Annotated in this window: 15 protein-coding genes and 1 tRNA gene; all 16 read left to right on the top strand. The window is 33.6% G+C overall.

Going from position 1 to position 17,796, the window contains the following annotated elements; translation table 11 throughout:
• Positions 1 to 36 precede the first annotated feature (36 nt).
• Positions 37 to 696 (top strand): phosphatase PAP2 family protein, encoded by a 660-nt coding sequence (locus tag HMPREF9943_RS08615; RefSeq protein ID WP_040402819.1) that lies wholly within the window; start codon positions 37 to 39, stop codon positions 694 to 696.
• Positions 686 to 1,240, top strand: a complete 555-nt coding sequence (locus HMPREF9943_RS08610; protein WP_004804030.1) for a hypothetical protein — start codon at positions 686 to 688, stop codon at positions 1,238 to 1,240. Before HMPREF9943_RS08615 ends, HMPREF9943_RS08610 begins: the two co-directional genes overlap by 11 nt.
• A gap of 5 nt (positions 1,241 to 1,245) precedes the next feature.
• Positions 1,246 to 1,322: transfer RNA gene (locus tag HMPREF9943_RS08605), tRNA-Arg, on the top strand.
• Between the two features lie 340 nt (positions 1,323 to 1,662).
• A complete protein-coding gene (locus tag HMPREF9943_RS08600; protein ID WP_004804028.1) occupies positions 1,663 to 1,887 on the top strand; it encodes a type II toxin-antitoxin system prevent-host-death family antitoxin in 225 nt (74 codons plus the stop codon).
• A gap of 701 nt (positions 1,888 to 2,588) precedes the next feature.
• Entirely contained in the window at positions 2,589 to 3,203 is a 615-nt protein-coding gene (locus HMPREF9943_RS08595; protein ID WP_004804026.1) for a TetR/AcrR family transcriptional regulator, read from the top strand.
• Between the two features lie 59 nt (positions 3,204 to 3,262).
• Positions 3,263 to 3,868 (top strand): MptD family putative ECF transporter S component, encoded by a 606-nt coding sequence (locus tag HMPREF9943_RS08590; protein ID WP_004804023.1) that lies wholly within the window; start codon positions 3,263 to 3,265, stop codon positions 3,866 to 3,868.
• Positions 3,865 to 4,572, top strand: coding sequence for an energy-coupling factor transporter transmembrane component T family protein (locus tag HMPREF9943_RS08585; protein WP_004804020.1), 708 nt, complete (start codon positions 3,865 to 3,867; stop codon positions 4,570 to 4,572). Before HMPREF9943_RS08590 ends, HMPREF9943_RS08585 begins: the two co-directional genes overlap by 4 nt.
• Positions 4,569 to 6,035, top strand: coding sequence for an ABC transporter ATP-binding protein (locus HMPREF9943_RS08580; protein WP_004804018.1), 1,467 nt, complete (start codon positions 4,569 to 4,571; stop codon positions 6,033 to 6,035). Before HMPREF9943_RS08585 ends, HMPREF9943_RS08580 begins: the two co-directional genes overlap by 4 nt.
• Entirely contained in the window at positions 6,028 to 7,773 is a 1,746-nt protein-coding gene (locus HMPREF9943_RS08575; protein ID WP_004804017.1) for an ABC transporter ATP-binding protein, read from the top strand. The genes HMPREF9943_RS08580 and HMPREF9943_RS08575 overlap by 8 nt, the downstream gene beginning before the upstream one ends.
• Positions 7,770 to 9,518 carry an ABC transporter ATP-binding protein gene (locus tag HMPREF9943_RS08570; protein ID WP_004804013.1) on the top strand — a complete coding sequence of 583 codons (1,749 nt, stop codon included), beginning with the start codon at positions 7,770 to 7,772 and terminating at the stop codon, positions 9,516 to 9,518. The genes HMPREF9943_RS08575 and HMPREF9943_RS08570 overlap by 4 nt, the downstream gene beginning before the upstream one ends.
• A gap of 2 nt (positions 9,519 to 9,520) precedes the next feature.
• Positions 9,521 to 10,129: an L-2-amino-thiazoline-4-carboxylic acid hydrolase gene (locus HMPREF9943_RS08565; protein ID WP_004804011.1), complete on the top strand. Its 609-nt coding sequence runs from the start codon at positions 9,521 to 9,523 to the stop codon at positions 10,127 to 10,129.
• Between the two features lie 84 nt (positions 10,130 to 10,213).
• Positions 10,214 to 11,584 carry an MATE family efflux transporter gene (locus HMPREF9943_RS08560; RefSeq protein ID WP_004804009.1) on the top strand — a complete coding sequence of 457 codons (1,371 nt, stop codon included), beginning with the start codon at positions 10,214 to 10,216 and terminating at the stop codon, positions 11,582 to 11,584.
• A gap of 355 nt (positions 11,585 to 11,939) precedes the next feature.
• Positions 11,940 to 12,566, top strand: a complete 627-nt coding sequence (locus HMPREF9943_RS08555) for a recombinase family protein (protein WP_004804007.1) — start codon at positions 11,940 to 11,942, stop codon at positions 12,564 to 12,566.
• A 114-nt stretch (positions 12,567 to 12,680) separates the two neighbouring features.
• Positions 12,681 to 13,487: a class I SAM-dependent methyltransferase gene (locus tag HMPREF9943_RS08550; protein ID WP_004804004.1), complete on the top strand. Its 807-nt coding sequence runs from the start codon at positions 12,681 to 12,683 to the stop codon at positions 13,485 to 13,487.
• 246 nt (positions 13,488 to 13,733) lie between these two features.
• Positions 13,734 to 14,345 (top strand): hypothetical protein, encoded by a 612-nt coding sequence (locus HMPREF9943_RS08545; RefSeq protein WP_004804002.1) that lies wholly within the window; start codon positions 13,734 to 13,736, stop codon positions 14,343 to 14,345.
• 110 nt (positions 14,346 to 14,455) lie between these two features.
• On the top strand, positions 14,456 to 17,796 hold a 3,341-nt coding region (locus HMPREF9943_RS10395; RefSeq protein ID WP_004804000.1), incomplete at its 3' end, for a Cna B-type domain-containing protein.

Here is a 17,796-nt window from a genome sequence, read left to right as displayed (position 1 = left end):
CATCTTTTTTTGTTAGTATGGGCAAAAGGTGATTATATGAATAAATTAAAAGAACTTATAAATAAATATAAACATGTATGGATAGTTGTTGTCTATTTTATTTTTTATTTGCCATGGTATTTTGGTATTCAGCAAAGGGATCCATCACGATTCTTTGATATGCATGTTACATTAGACAGTATGATTTCATTTAAACCGATTTTTATCTTTGCTTATATGTATTGGTTCATATTTGTGGCGGCAACTTTTCTCTTTGTATTCTTTTATGATAAAGATGAATTTTATAAATGCTGTGCCTTTATGTTTGGCGGTATGACAATCTGTCTTATTATATTTACATTCTTCCCGACGACATTTGATTATCGCCCTGCTGTTATATCAGGGAACTATTTGGAAAGATTTTTTCTTAATATTGTTTATACGGCTGATAAGCCTACAAATGTTTTTCCAAGTATCCATGTTTTAAATTCTATTGGCTGTGCTATAGTTTTAATTAAATCAAAATATTTTAAGAACAATTACCTTATGTATACTTTTGCAATCATGAGTGCGGTTATTATTACTCTCTCAACAATGTTTGTAAAACAGCACTCTATTATGGATGCATTAGCTGCCGGTATTATATCTGTTATATTATACTATTTGGTTTATGTGGTTTTTGACGGATATTTAAAGAGGGAGCATCATGAAAGCTAAAACTATCTGTCTATTAATATTTATAGCCGGTATATTACTATATTTTATAAGAGTTATAGATCATTTTATATATTATTTATTAAGAGGTTCGTTTATTAATAGCGGTCAGGCTTTAGATTACTTTATTATCTCCGGACCTGTTTGTTTGATCTGTTTTATTATATATATATTTTTTTCTCATAAGAAAGTAAGACTTTTGTTTTTTATCAATACATTCATGATGGTCGTTATATCTATGGTACTTATGTATTTATTAAAAGTGCCATATCCTTCTCATGCATATATTATTAATCCTTTAGGATATGGACTTCCTAATATCTTATTAGTATTCTCTGCTTCTGTTTATGGCTTTATTTTTCTTTATACGCAAGTAGGATTATTAAAAATAATCATGATATTATGCCTTATTTTATCAGCAATAGGACATATTTATCTTTCTCTGGCAGCTTTTTCTACTGTTCTTATCTCAATAGGTTTTGCACTAACAGAAGTTTCTTTTCTTATTTCCTATATGCATACAAATAAAAAGGTGTATAATAGTTAAGAGATGTCCTCGTAGCATAGCCGGATAATGCAATCGCCTCCTAAGCGATAGATCGGGTGTTCGAATCACCTCGAGGACGCCAGATAACCAAAAAGCAGTATAACTGCTTTTTTATTATGAATAAATTATCTATGAAACGAAAAGGAAATGAATAATAAAAAAGAAATGTGCAGATTAAATTTCGTGTGGCGAAAGAAGAACGTAGTTTTTATAGAAGAAAGGGCAGTCTGATTACAAAATTAGAAACTTCTAAATAAGAACAGCAGACGAAACTTGAAAGAGAAAAACCGAAATAAAATGTAAGAATAGTGAAGAAGTTTTATAGAAATCCAAGCCGGAGGGTGCATAACAGTGCTTCATGCGTAGCTATAGATATGTTTTGTACTTTATACATAAATGTATAAAGAAAGGAGGTAGATATTATGCCACAAATCAGCCCGATTACGGATTTAAGAAACATTACTGAAATTTTAAAGCTTTGTCATGCAAAGAATAAACCTCTATTTATCACAAAAAACGGCTATGGAGATCTAGTGGTTATGAGCATTGAGGCATATGAGAAAATGTTTGAGATGGCACAGATAGATGCTGCGATAAACAAAGCTGAAAAGGAATTTGCCACAACTGGTGAATTGCCGGATGCATGAGATGCCCTTTCTTCTTTAAGGAGAAAGCATTTTAGATAAATATATTGTCAAGCTCTATTCCCGTGCCTACATGGATTTAGACGAAATCTATGCCTATATTGCCGATAATTTGTTAGAATCTGCCACCGCTTCTCATATAATTTTCAGCTTGGGAATTTTTCCGGAGCGTGGAGCAATTCGGCATGTAGGCGCATATCATCACGGTGAGATATACACCGAGTAATTTCTAACAATTTAATTTCAAAGCAAAAAAGATTGATAATGAAACATTCCTTCATTTTTTTGTTAAGCAGTTAAAGGATGATTTTGAGGGAAAAGATATATTCCTTTTATTTTCCTAAAGCCGTCCTCTGAAAGCCTTGTATTTCAAGCTTGTATTTGTCCCTATTTTGTAACATGGGCATGAAAAAAAGCGGTGTTCCTATACTTCCTGTTAAGAAATGAAAGATCACCGCTTTTATGATTTCCTATTTAATTTTGAACCCTGCAACTCAAGGCTTTTTCTCTAAAAGTAGTTAATTCAATTTGCACTCTTACAAATATTCTTATATTTCAACAGGTTTGAGGTTTAATTATTAAAGTTTTAAATAAAATACATCTATATAAACTGTTTTATTTGCTCCAAATATGTTGAATAAAAATAAAGTTTATGATATTATACCAGTGGTATATACCACTGGTATATAAGTAGGGAGATAATCATGAGAATATCAGAAACACAGCAGAAAATATTGGAGGCCGGCAAGCGAGAGTTTTTGAAAAAAGGTTTTAAGGATGCATCGCTCAGAAAAATTGTAACGGATGCAGGCTTTACTAAGGGTGCATTTTATGGCTATTATCCGGATAAAGCAGCTTTGTTTGAAGCGCTTGTTTCGGATGTGGCAGATAATCTAATAGAACAATTCAAAGCTGCACAGGATGCACATTTTGATTTAATTCCTGAAGGTAAGACTAATGAAAGCCGAGAATTATCTACAAAATATCTTTTGCATTTTGTGAATTATATTTATGATCATTTTGAAGAATTCAAACTTGTCATTTGTTGTTCTGAAGGTACGAAATATGCAAATTATATTCATGAACTTGTAGAATTGGACGTATCTCGTACGGAGAGATACTATGTTCTTCTCAAAGAAAAAGGGAAAATGACAGGTAATGTCAGCCATGAACTTCATCACATGATTACCAGTGCATATTTTACGGCTGCATTCGAAACGGTTGTTCATGATATGTCAAGAGAGCAGGCGATTGAATATGTTAATGAGCTTGCTATTTTCTTTAATTCCGGATGGACTGGACTTTTAAGGCTTATATAGGCCTTAAAAATTTTATATTTAAGTTAGTTTAAACTAATAAATTTATTGGAAGGATATAAATGATTATGAAGAAAAATGAAAATATATTACAAACAAGAGATTATATTTCCATAGGTGTTTTTTCACTTATTTATTTTATTGTTGCCTTTGTAATAGGCGGTATTTCACAGATGACACCTGTTACTTTTCCATTTATGCCAATGATCGTTGCTTTATTTGCCGGCAGTATCTTTATGCTGTATATTGCTAAGATACCAAAACAAGGTTCACTTTCGATACTTGGTATACTTGCCGGAATCTTATTGTTTATTACAGGTATGTTTTGGATGATGTCTGTATTTTTCATCATCTTTGGATTTATTGCAGATTTTATTTGTTCGACAGGAAAATTCAGATCATTCAAGAGAAATTTATTTGCTTATTGTATCTTTGCTCTATCGCCAATGGGTGCCTATATTCCTATGGTTATAATGCCTGCACAGTTTGATGAGTTTATGCATAGGAAAGGAGATGTCTCTTCTTTTTCAGGAATCATCAATACTATCAGGGATAATTGGTGGATTATTCCTTTGCTGATTTTGGGAACAATTATTTGTGCTATGATTGGAGGCTTTATTGGTAAAAAACTGTTGAAAAAGCATTTTAAAAAAGCGGGGATTATATGATGAGTTTGGATCCCAGAACAAAACTGCTGATTTTATCAATAACAAGTGTTTTCGTTTTTTTGAATGAAAGTATAGTCATAGAATGTCTTTTTACAGTAATCTCTATATTGCTTCTTTTACAGGCAAAAGAGTTTCTAACTGTTTCAAAGTATGGAATACTTTTTATCATATTATTGATGACACAGCTATTTCTAATATTAAAGCTGCCTATTACTGTAGGAGCAATTATATATATGTTTGATATCTATATTAGAAAACTGATTCCATGTTTTATGCTTGGGACATTTTTAATACATACAACAAAGGTAAGTACTTTTCTTGCCGCTCTTAGCCGATTGCATTTATCTAAGGGCTTTACAATTGCACTTTCCGTTACTTTGCGCTACTTCCCGACAATGGCTGAGGAATGGAACTGTATTAAAGATGCTATGGTACTTCGTGGAATAACTGTTTCTTTTACAGGGGTTCTACGTCATCCTGTCAAAATAATGGAATATGTGTATGTACCAATGCTGGTGTCTGCATCCAAAATTTCTGACGAAATTACACAGGCTGCTATTACAAGGGGAATTGATCATATTGGAAGACGAAGTTGTTTGGAGAAGGTATGTTTTTCGGTTTGGGATGCTTTAATTATAAGTATATATATGGGAATTATTTGTATGATAGTTTTAAATTTAGTATGGGGAGGTATATTTCCTTGATTGAATTTACAAAACTCTCTTTTTCTTACAAAGGTATAGAAAAAAGTGCTTTACGGGAAATAAATTTAAAGATTCCAAAAGGGCAATGTGTTCTTTTATGTGGTCCATCCGGGTGTGGTAAAACAACTCTTGCAAGATTAGTGAATGGATTAATTCCTCATTTTTTTGAGGGAAAGCTTTCAGGTAAGGTAACTGTAAATGGAATGAATACTGTTGAAATTGAAATTTCAGATCTTTCTGATAGTGTAGGTACAGTTTTTCAAAATCCGCGAACACAATTTTTTAATACAGATACAGACAGTGAAATTGTGTTTGGACTGGAAAATAGAGCTCTTGATCCTAAAGAATTAAAACAGCAGCTTGAAAAAACTATTAAAGATTTACATATAGAAAAATTAAGAGAATGCAGTATTTTTAAGCTTTCCGGCGGAGAAAAACAAAAAATTGCATTTGCATCTGTATATGTCACAAATCCCGATATTTTTGTGTTAGATGAGCCATCTTCAAATTTAGACTTTCATTCTGTACTTGAATTGAAAAAACTGATAAAAAGAATAAAACAGCAAGGAAAAACAATTATTATTGCTGAACATCGTTTATGGTACTTAATAGATATTGCAGATAGAGTTATTTTAATGAAGGATGGTCAAATCTTTAAAGATATGAGGATGCAGGATTTTTGTATACTACCAACAAAACAGATACAAAATATGGAACTTCGATGCCGATATTTTTCTGAAATCAAAACAAATATGAATATCAAAAAAATATCCGGGCACATCTTAGAATTGAAAGATATTAGGATTAAATATGGTGATCATACAATCCTAAAAGATGTTTCTTTTGTTGCAAATGGTGGAGAAATCATTGCAGTTACGGGTGCAAACGGAGCAGGAAAAACAACGCTGGCACGCACTATATGTGGATTAATAAAACAAAAATCAGGCGAGATACTTATAAATGGAAAGAATTTCCCTGCAAAAGCACGTATCAAAAAATCTTATATGGTTATGCAGGATGTTGGACATCAGCTTTTTACAGATAGCGTAGAGACCGAATGCACACTTGGAACTAAAGCAGTAAATGATACCGATATTGATGAAACCTTATCGATGTTATCTCTTTCTGAATTGAAAGACAGACATCCCCTGTCACTCTCAGGAGGTCAAAAGCAGCGTCTTGCAGTAGCTATCAGTTTGCTTTGTGATAAAGAAATTCTTATTTTTGATGAACCAACCAGTGGTCTTGATTTAAAAAGTATGCAGGAAGTGGGAACTATGATAGAGTATCTTTCCAAACAAGGAAAAATCTTACTTATTATTACACATGATATTGAATTTATAAAAACAATATGTTCCAGAGTTTTGGTTTTATCAGGAGGTAAAATTATTGCTGATTTGAAAGGTAAAGAAAAAGAGAATATAGACGATTATCTCTTAGCAGGAGGGTATCATAATGAATAATAAAAACACATTGCATCGCTTATTTGAGTTTGCTAAGCCTTGTAAAGGATTGCTTGTCAGTTCAATTATTTTTGCTGTTCTGGGTGCAGGATTTGGAATAATTCCATATATTACAGTTTCACGTATTATTATTCAAATATGCTCCGGTGATTATAACTTAAAATCAATTATCCTAATGGCGATTATTGCTCTTTTGAGTTATCTTTTGCAGCTTTGTCTGGCGACCGTATCTACTGTACGATCTCATAGGGCTGCTTTTACTGTACTGAAAAATATTCGTATTGCACTTACAAAGAAACTATCACGAGTACCTATGGGATTCGTTTTAGATACACCTTCAGGAAAATTTAAAACCATGATAGTTGATACTGTTGAAAAATTAGAGTTACCTCTTGCTCATATGATACCGGAATTGATAGCTAATATTGTGATTCCTATCTTAATGATAATTTATTTCATGGTTCTTGATTGGCGACTTGCACTCATTTCTCTTACAACCTTTCCTGTCGGAATGCTTTGCTATATAGGTATGATGAAAGATTATGAGAAGCACTATACCAGAGTTATGGCGGCTGCTAAATTTATGGATGCCGCAACTGTTGAATATATAGGGGGAATAGAAGTAGTTAAAGCATTTAATCAAAGTAGTACTTCTTACCGCAAATATGCAGAAGCTGTGAAAGAAAATGAAAATGCTAAATCAGAATGGTTTAAAAGAACCAATCCCTACTATGTAGCAGGTATTGCAATAGCACCTTCAAGTTTACTGGGAGTTCTTCCTATCGGAAGCTTATTCTACATAAATGGAAATATAAGTGCAGGTAATTTTATATCCTGTATTATTTTATCCATGGGTCTTATTGCTCCTCTTATTCAGGCATTACGGTATACAGACAGTCTTGCTATGGTAGATGCTACTGTTAAAGAAATTGGAAGTCTTTTAGATACAGAAGAGATGAAACGTCCCGAAGAGTACGTGAAACTTGATGGCGGGAATATAGAGTTTTCAAATGTTTCCTTTTTTTATGATAATACAGAGGTTCTGCATAATATTTCATTTATAGCTAATGCAAATGAAATGACGGCTTTTGTAGGACCATCAGGATCAGGAAAAACGACTGTTGCACGATTAATCGCATCTTTCTGGAATGTAGGAAGTGGAGTTGTGAAAATAGGCGGTATGAATGTACTGGATATACCCCTTTCTCAGGTCATGGAGCATATTGCATATGTTTCGCAGGATAATTATCTTTTTCATCTTTCAATTCGAGAAAATATAAAAATTGGAAAGCCTGATGCTACAGATAAGGACATAGAAAATGCGGCGAAAGAAGCAGCATGTCATAATTTTATTACTTCACTTCCAAATGGATATGATACTGTTGTAGGAGATAGTGGAAGTAATCTTTCGGGCGGAGAAAAGCAGCGTATTGCTATTGCTAGAGCCATATTAAAGAATAGCCCTATTGTTATTTTAGACGAAGCTACGGCATTTACTGATCCTGAAAATGAATTAGCTATTCAGCATTCTATAAACAGACTTGTAGCGGGGAAAACACTGATTATAATTGCACACCGCCTCTCTACTATTACATCAGCAGATAAGATTATTGTCATGAATGAAGGAAATATAGAGGCAGAAGGAACACATACGAAACTTATTGGAAACTGTGTTCTTTACAGAGAACTTTGGGATGCACACATCAGTGCACTTGATACTAAGGAGGTGGTAGCATGATTCAGATGTTTAGACGACTTTTAGATTTTTCCGGAACAGAAAGAAATAACTTGATTTTATCGTTTATCTTTCATATGTGTAATTCTGTATTTGAGATGCTTCCTATTATGGCTGTACTTACGGTTCTGAATGGAATATTATTATCACTTTCAAAGGGCATCATGCCAATTGAAACTATCGGTATCTCATTTGGAATTATGTTTTTAAGTGTTTTTGGACGTATTCTTTTTACGAATCTTTCTTCTGTAAAAAGAACTCTCGGAAGTTTTTCTATGTGTTCAAAATGGCGTATGGAGCTTGGAGAAAAATTAAAACGTGTACCTATGGGATATTTTAATGAGCATCGGCTTGGCGATATCACAGCGGCAGTTACTACTACTCTTGGAGATCTTGAAAGCAGTGCAGTTACTGTTATGGAAGCGGTATTTGGAGGGTTTATTCATGCTGTAGTGATAGGAATATGGCTTTTGTTTTATGAATGGAGAATAGGTGTTTTAATGTTTATCGGACTTATTTTGTCGCTCTTAATATATGGAAAAACACAAAAAGCCGGCGTGAAGTATTCTCCACGTAGGCAGGCTGCACAGGTCGATCTTGTGACAAGTGTTTTGGAATATATACAGGGTATAACCGTAATTAAAGCGTTTGGGCTTGCTAATCGCTCGAATAAATCTGTGGATAATGCAATCAATGAAAGTGCGGAGGCAAACATTGTATTAGAAAAAGTTTTTTCCAGCTTAGCTGCTGTGTTTCAAATGGTGTTCAAGTTATCAAGATTTGTTATTCTGATTACTGCCCCATATTTGCTTATGAAAGGAGAAACTACACCTGAAAAGTGTCTGCTTCTTATTGTTGCAAGCTTTATGATTTATACAACAGTAGAGCTGGCAGGAAGTACGGCTGCCGTTGCAAGAGTTATAGATACTTCTTTAGACAAATTGGAAGTTGTATCAAAAATGCCGCTTTTGGATGAACATGGAATAGATCTTACTCCGAAAGCTTATGATATTACTGTTTCAGATATTTCTTTCGCATACGATGAAAAGAAAGTTATAAGCAATGTAAGCTTTTCTGTTCCTCAGGGAACAAGCTGTGCGATTGTAGGACCTTCAGGTTCAGGAAAAACAACTCTTTGCAGTTTAATTGCAAGGTTTTGGGATGTACAGAATGGTGAAATTCTTTTAGGTGGTAATAATGTAAAAGACTATACCTGTGACAGTCTCCTTAAGAATTTTTCTATTGTATTTCAAAAGGTATATCTTTTTGAAGATACTATTGAAAATAATATTCTTTTTGGAAAACCGCAGGCAACAAGAGAAGAAATGATTTTAGCAGCAAAAAAAGCATGCTGCCATGATTTTATATCTGCACTTCCTGACGGATATCAGACAAAGATTGGAGAGGGAGGTGCAACTCTTTCAGGTGGAGAGAAGCAGCGAATATCTATTGCACGAGCTATTTTAAAGGATGCACCTATTATCATTTTGGATGAGGCTACGGCGAGTGTAGATCCTGAAAATGAACGAGAATTACAAAGGGCTATTTCGGAATTAACAAAAAATAAAACACTTCTTATGATTGCTCATCGACTGAATACAGTGCGAAGAGCAGATCAGATTCTTGTACTTGATAATGGACGAATTGTTCAAAAAGGAAACCATCAGCAGCTTATGCATCAGGAAGGTCTTTATCGGCGATTTGTGGAAATTCGAGAAAATGCAATAGGATGGAAATTAGGAGAATGATTATGACATATAGAAAATTTTACTCCGGAAGATTAGCTGAACATATATTAGAGGATATAGATGCAGAGTATAAAAGGAAAATAAATATTCTTATTGAAGAAATTAATCGAGAGTCATGGACAGAAAAACAAAAAAAGATACAGAAAAGCAGAATAATTTCTAACATAGCCCTATATAAATGTTTTATGGATAAAGGTTTTTCAAAAAGTGAGGCAAAAGAATTGGTAAAAGAGCATTCATTTCATATTGCAGATAAGCGACATAAGCTTTTAAAAACATTTTTCTATATTCCCTGTTTTTTCAGAGTATTTCGATTTTTTATGAAAAAAGGAATGTTGGGTGATGAAATATGGAAAAGCAGAGTTCTATTAGATGATGACAGATATTACTGTGTGGATGTTCTTAAATGCCTTTGGGTGGAAACTTGTGAGTTTTTTGAATGCCCGGATCTTTGTGAGGTATTCTGTCTTTGTGATCATATTGTATTTGGTGGTATAAAAGGATTTGTATTTAAGCGAAGTCAGACATTGGGAATGAATGGTGAAAAATGTGACTTTTGTTTTATAAACGAGAAAGGCAAAAATCAAAAGAATGAGTCTGAAAAAATATAATCTTAGGATAAAGATAGTATTTTTTTGAATGTTTGAATATGGGAGTATTAAAAGTACAATAAAAAAATTAAGGAGGGTTTTATAATGGATATTCGTAATAAATTACTTACGGGAAATCCTTGGAAGCTGATGATTAGTCTTAGTTTACCCGCAATTTTAGGTCAGCTGATAGTAGGCTTATATGCCTTTGTTGATTCAATCTACGTTGGACAAATGGTAGGAACTAATGCTATGAGTGCGATTTCAGCAGCATCACCATTTGTACTGATAAATAATGCAATTGCAGTACTGCTGGGAATAGGATCGGGTTCTGTACTTTCTCGAGCAATTGGGAAAAAAGATCAAAAAACCGTTGATAAGATCATGGGAAATCTTACTTTTTTAGTTCTTATACTGTCATCAGCTGTTATGATTATCGGAATTGTATTTGCCTCTGAATTCTTACGTTTATCCGGTGCCGGCGGAGATGTACTGAAAATGGGTATTTCTTATTTGAGGACAGTTTATCTTGGTTCCATATTGGTAAATTTCATGCAAGCTGCAAATATGGTGATTCGAGCGGAAGGTCGTATGGGAATAGCAATGGGAATCATGGCAACCGGTGCTATTCTCAATATCATATTGGATCCAATCTTTATCTTGCTTATGCCGTCTCGAGGTCCGCAAGCTGTTGCAATTGCAACTGTATTTTCTCAATTCATTCAAGCTCTGGTAACTTTTATATACTTCTTGAAAAAGAGCCCGGTAGTTCGTTTTCATGAAATAAAGCCTGCAAAAGATTTATTACCTGAAATCTTTTCTGTAGGAATGAGTGCTATGCTTATGCAAATTATGATGCTGGTACAAATGACGGTTGTATATAATACGGCAGTGCATTTTGGCGGAGCAAAGCAAATAGCTCTCATGGGAGCCGCTCAAAGAGTCCTGCAGCTTGTTTTTGTTCCGATATGGGGTATGAGTCAGGGAATGCAGCCTGCTGTTGGAACAAATTTTGGAGCAAAAGAATATCTGCGAGTTAAAAAGCTTACAAATGTATTTATTGCAGGTTCTACTTGTCTTGCCGGCTTTTTCTTTGTAGTAATTGAAATTTTTGCAGTGCAAATTTTATCTGCATTTATTACTGATTCAGCTATTGTAAATTCAGGTTTATTAAATTTTCGTCTGATGTATTGTATCTTTCCTGCTTATGGATTACTTATCATGATAGTTACCTATTTTCAGGCTATTGGAAAGGCAAAGCAAGCAGGAATAGTGGTTATCTTAAGGCAATTTGCTCTGATAGTTCCTTTGGTGCTTATATTGCCTCGTGTACTCAATGGAAATGTTCTTGGAGTGTGGCTGGCATTACCTTTGAGCGATGTTATTGTTGTTTTGATTGCAATTATTTTGCTAATTGGGGAGTATAAGCATCTTATTGAACTTACACAAAGGATAAAACAAGATAGAGAACAATGAAATATTAGAAGAAATTTTTTATTTTTTGTTATTCTTATCATGCTGCGATTAAGCATATAAGAGATTTTAATTAATGTAAAAAAATTAATATACGATTATTAAAAAAGCACAGGGTCGGTGTTTACAGTTTATAAAATTGTAATACCGGCTCATTTTATGGATGAGAAAAGTACATCATGAACTATGAAGTACTTATAACTCACAGTATTTTGTGGAGTATGCTAACTATTACACCTATACTGCTTTTGATGGCATACAGATAAATATTTTTTCAGACTGATAATAGAAGAAAAATTGAAAATATCTAATTCATTAAGATAACTAAGGTATATATAGATATATAGGAGGTAATCTAATGAAATATGGATATATACGAGTTTCAACAAAAGAACAGAACATTGACAGACAATTAACAGCTATTTTAAAAGAAGGGATTGAAGGTAATAAAATTTATGTTGATAAAGCAAGCGGAAAGAACTTCAATCGCAGAAAATATAAGAAGCTGATTAAAAAATTAAAGGAGGGAGATGAAATATATATTAAGTCTATTGACAGACTGGGCAGAAATTATGATGAAATTATTAATGAATGGAATCTGATCACAAAAATAAAGAATGCAGAAATCATTGTACTGGACTTTCCGCTTCTTGATACAAGAGCAAAAGTAAATGATTTAACCGGCAAATTTATAGCAGATATTGTCTTACAGATCCTTTCTTATGTGGCACAGGTTGAGAGGGAGAATACTCATCAGAGACAGATGGAAGGAATAGAGGAGGCAAGAAAAAGAGGAGTCAGATTTGGTAGAACCAGAAAAGCAATTCCAAAGGAATTTTATGATATGGCTGGAAAATGGAGCAGGAATGAGATAAGTCTTAGAGAAGCTGCCAGACATCTCGATATTAGTCATACAACTTTTGCTAAATGGCTAAAAGACAACAATTACACTAAAACAAACAAAAAATGTATAAGGATGACTTAACATTCTGTTACAAGAAAGAAGAAATAAAGACAGCTTGTATTTCTATTATCTGCAATGCTGTAAAGACTTATAAAAAGTGATAAAATATAAATAGATTAGAGGGAGGAAGATAGTATGAATAAAGAAAATTTACTTCATGGAGTAGAAGATACTTTATATATCCCGCTTGTAGCAAGAATATATGTATCTGAGAAGTTTCCAAAATTCTTTTATGATCGGAAGGCGTTATCATTAAGACAATATATCCCCACAGATAGTATAAGGAATAATACTACTGAATATTTTTATATGGCGAGTGTCTGCCGCCAGCAGACGATAGATCAAAAGATAATAAAGTTTCTTAAAGAAAATAGTCAAAGCAATGTAGTATTCTTAGGAGCCGGACTGGAAACAGCCTATAATCGTATTAAAAATACTAAAGCTTATTTTTATCAGGTAGATTTATCTGATGTTATAGCTATTAGAAAAAAAGTGTTAGGAAATGGGGATAATGAAAAGCTGATATTAGGAGATATGTTTAATTGTGAATGGATTAAAGAAATAGATGTTACCCTGCCAACAATGATTGTTGTTTCAGGAGTATACCAGTATTTTGATAAAGACAGGATTATAGAGATGATTAAAACTATGAAACTGTTAATCCCTAAGGGAGAATTAGTATTTGATGCAACTAATTCTAAAGGTTTAAAGCTTGCTAATAAATATGTGAAGAAAACCGGAAATATAGATGCACAAATGTATTTTAGTGTTGATGATCCGAAAGAATTTGCACAACTAACAAATACAAAACTAATAGAAGTTAATGGCTTTTATCAGGATGCTTTGAAGTATTGTGAGGGACTAAAGCTAATAACAAGAATATATATGTATTTTGCAGATAAATTAAAGAGAACTTTGGTTATTCATTTAAAATTTAATTAGCTATTAATATTTTATAAAACAGTAAATCATAAAAGATTTACTGTTTTTTTAGTAAGAAAATGAATAAATTGTAAATAAATGTAGACTTTTATTTACAGACAAAAATCTGCAAAACAAGAGCTATTACCTATTCAGTGAAATCTTTTGATTTCGTAGCAAATTATTAATAATACTCTTATTTAAATCATAATATCATAAAGTGTTATTTAAAGTCTGCGTTTATTTACAGGTAAAAGGGGAGGAGAGATGAGTAGGGTAATAAATAATACATCGGGAGCTCTTTTCAAGAGAATGCTTGGCAAAAATTATATTGAAAAAGTGGAACTAACTAAAGACGGGTTTACTGCCTTTATGACAGATGGAGAAAAGATCCCATTATATTTTAAGGATATTAGAGGAGTAAGAACAGGCTTCTATTTTGATGAGAATATGCCGTGTCGTATCGTAACGATATTGATGAACAGCAATAAGAAGTATGGCATGGGTGTCTCTTCCGGGAGAGAGGAAGTGGATTTACTGCTTAGACATTATGCAAGATACCAACTAGAAGGAGATATCCCGGAGGATATAGATGATATTCATGTCGTCTTGCAGTATGGACTGAACGGTTACAGCATTCAATTAGAGAATGGGACTTTGATTGAAACGGAAAACGGTCATGCAACTTTATATCTGCTGAATGCAATAGACTATTATGAGATAGATAAGATATCGGATGCAATAGATATTAAGTTCAGGGATAAGGAAAAGACAGTCACATTAAGTATGTCAAGGGTGACGAATATTTGGTTGGTGCTTCAAATTTTAGAAAGACTTGCCAAGGATGGAGAGATAAGATTTCATTGTTGTTCGAGATAATAAAATTAGTTGTATTAAGTTTATAAGAACGATAAGATGTATCACGTGAAGTATACTTTATATAACCGCTTACATTTTGAATTAAATAACTATGGAGGAAATAAAAGAAAATGAAAAAAAGATGGTTTAGGATGCTGCTTGCGGCAATATTTGTTTTTAGTGCTTTATTCCAAAGCTTTAGCATGCTAGTGAATGCTCAGGGACTAGATGATGAAGTTTGTGGAAAAATTACAGAGAACAATACATATGAGAAAACAAAGTACTATAAAAAGAATCCATTAGGAATTATAGGAGGTTTTCATTTAGTAGGGTTTAACAGTGTAGAAACTAAAGTACATACTAATGGTAATATATTAACTGATACTCTGAAATATAGAAGTAATTTTGGAACAAATGGATTAGATGAAGTAAGTTATATAAGAAAGTTAGACAATTCATCTGATGGTTTTAAATCTACTAGTAAAAATGAATCTACTTTAGTGGTGGGTACTGAAATAAATGTTGGGACTACTGATCATGGAAATGCGTGGACACTCAATGGTCGTAAGGTAGATTTTCCAAATAGAGCAAATAATCCTAAAGGAATATTGCAAGATGGAACTAAGAAATTTATAGATATTGAAAAAGAAAGACAAAAAGCAATATCAATAAACAAGAAATTAAGTAAATATGAGAATATGAATACGACTGGACATTTTAATGATATTAATCAACAGCATATTTCAATTTTAGAGCCGGATGGAATAAATGTATATCATTTGGATCCGAATAAAAATTATGACGGATATGACGTTGATGCAACAAATTTTGTGAAGGGGAAAAACGGTTCACTTATTATTAATGTGGATTTAAAGGGAAAATCTTCATTTACAATGCCCGGTTCTAGAATTAAATATACTAATGGAGATGTTGCACCTATTGCAGAAGTTACAGAATGGCAAGATGGAAATGTTATTTGGAATTTCTACGACTCATCTAAAAGTGATGGGCTATACACCGGAGAAATAAAGAATACAAGAGCGGTAACAGGCATTATTTTAGCTCCTGCTGCAAAAGTTGATTTAAAAGCGAATTTTAATGGAACAGTAATTGCAAAAGATATTATTGTAAGTGCAGAATCACATAGGACAGATTTTACAGGAAAAACTTTGGAACCAAATAAAATTTCAATAAAAATCAATAAAAGATGGGTTGGACAAGAAAAAGAATATGTAATTGTTAAGCTGCTTGCGGATGGTAAAGATACTAAAAAAACAGCAAGATTAGATAAAGCATCACAATGGAAAGCTGAATTTAAAGATCTTCCTAGACGTGATAAAAATGATGGACATGAAATTGTATACTCTATAGAAGAAGTAAAAATAGATGGATATGAGTCTAAAATAACAGGAACTGTGGAAATCGGATTTACAATCACGAATACTGAAAAGAAAGAAAAAACATCTGTTTCAGGAAAGAAAATCTGGAAAGATGAAAATAATCAGGACGGTATCAGACCAAAGGAGATAGAAGTAGTGCTCTATGCCAACGGTCATGCTATACAGAATCAGACAGTGGAGCCTGATAATGAAGGAAACTGGAATTATAAGTTTGATGACTTAGATAAGTATGACAGTGCCGGGAACCTGATTCATTACACGGTTGAAGAGAATCCTGTTACAGGATATAAGGCAATATATGATGGCTTTAATATAACGAATGAACACAAGCCTGAGACAATCAATATCAGCGGAAGTAAGAAATGGATAGATGATAATGACAAAGAGAAGAAAAGACCTGATGAAATTAAGATAGGTCTTTACAAGGGAAATAAGAAAATCCGTGAAACAAAGGCAACAAAGACCAATAACTGGGAATTCAAATTTGAGAACCTTCCTAAGAAAGAAAAAGGAAAGGAGATTGAATATACAATAAAAGAGGAACCGGTAGCAGGATATGCATCTTCTATACAGAAAGTTTCAAAGAATGTTTATGAGATAGTAAATACTATTACAGGAAAAGTATCAATACCGGTTACAAAGACATGGATAGGACCAAAAGGAACTAAAGCAGTAGTAAAGCTGTTTGCGAATGGAGTAGAAAAACAAAAGGTTGAACTAAATAAAGGAAATAACTGGTCTTATATATTTGAAAATCTCGATAGACATGATAGTGATGGAAAGCAAATAGTATATACGCTAAAAGAAGATCCTATTCAAAATTATGATAGTAATATTAGCGGAGATGCGGAAAGCGGCTTTAAAGTAAAGAATACGAATATAGAGAAAATATCTATACCGGTTACTAAGACATGGATAGGACCAAAAGGAACTTCTGCAACTGTTAAGCTGCTGGCAGATGGTAAAGAGAAAGACAAAGCTGTACTTACCCAGGCTGATGGTTGGAAACATACATTCTCTAATCTTCCAAAATATGATGACAAAGATGGTCATGAAATTGTCTATACTATTTCAGAAGTGAAAGTAGACGGTTATAGTACAGGTATTGCTGGTACAGCTAAGGATGGATTTACGATTACTAATACTATTACAGGAAAAGTATCAATACCGGTTACTAAGACATGGATAGGACCAAAAGGAACTTCTGCAACTGTTCGTCTTTATGCAGATGACAAGGAAGTTGAATCTGTTGTTCTGAATAAAGATAATGGCTGGAAACATACATTTATGAATCTTGAGAAGTATAAGAATGGTCAAGAGATTAAGTACACAATCAAGGAAGATCCTATTGAAAACTATAAGAGTGAGATAAGCGGAGATGCAACAAAAGGATTCATAGTAAAGAACACCAATACAGAAAAGGTATCTGTTAAAGGAACAAAGACATGGGATGATGCCAATAATCAGGACGGAAAGAGACCGACTCAGATCACAGTCAACCTGCTTAAGAACGGAACAAAGTTCAAGAGCGTTACGGTAAAGGCAGATCCGACAGGAAACTGGAAGTATGAGTTTACAAATCTTGACAAGTACGAGAACGGACAGGAGATTAAGTATACTGTTGAAGAAGAAAAGGTAGAAGGCTACGAAACAAAAGTAGAAGGCTACAACATCAAGAACAGCTACACTCCTGAAAAGACATCGATCTCTGTCACAAAGACATGGGATGATGCCAACGACCAGGATGGCAAGAGACCGACAACAATCAAGGTGCAGCTTTATGCCGACGGCGTAAAGAGCGGACCTGAGGTCGAGCTGAGCAAGGACAACGGCTGGACATACACATGGAACGGTCTTGACAAGAACAAGGACGGAAAGCCAATCAAGTATACGGTTGATGAGGTATCTGCACTGCCGTCAGGATACATCAAGGCAGTTGATGACAGTGATCCTAATAAGGTCGTCATCACAAACAGCCGACAGGTGGAGAAAATCAATATCTGCGGTAAGAAGACATGGGATGATAATAATAATCAGGACGGAAAGAGACCGACTCAGATCACAGTCAACCT

Origin of the sequence: Eggerthia catenaformis OT 569 = DSM 20559 (assembly GCF_000340375.1) — a bacterium.
GTDB lineage: Bacteria > Bacillota_I > Bacilli_A > Erysipelotrichales > Coprobacillaceae > Eggerthia > Eggerthia catenaformis.
The sequence above is the reverse complement of the archived record's forward strand: the minus strand, read 5'-3'. Positions and strand labels throughout refer to the sequence as shown.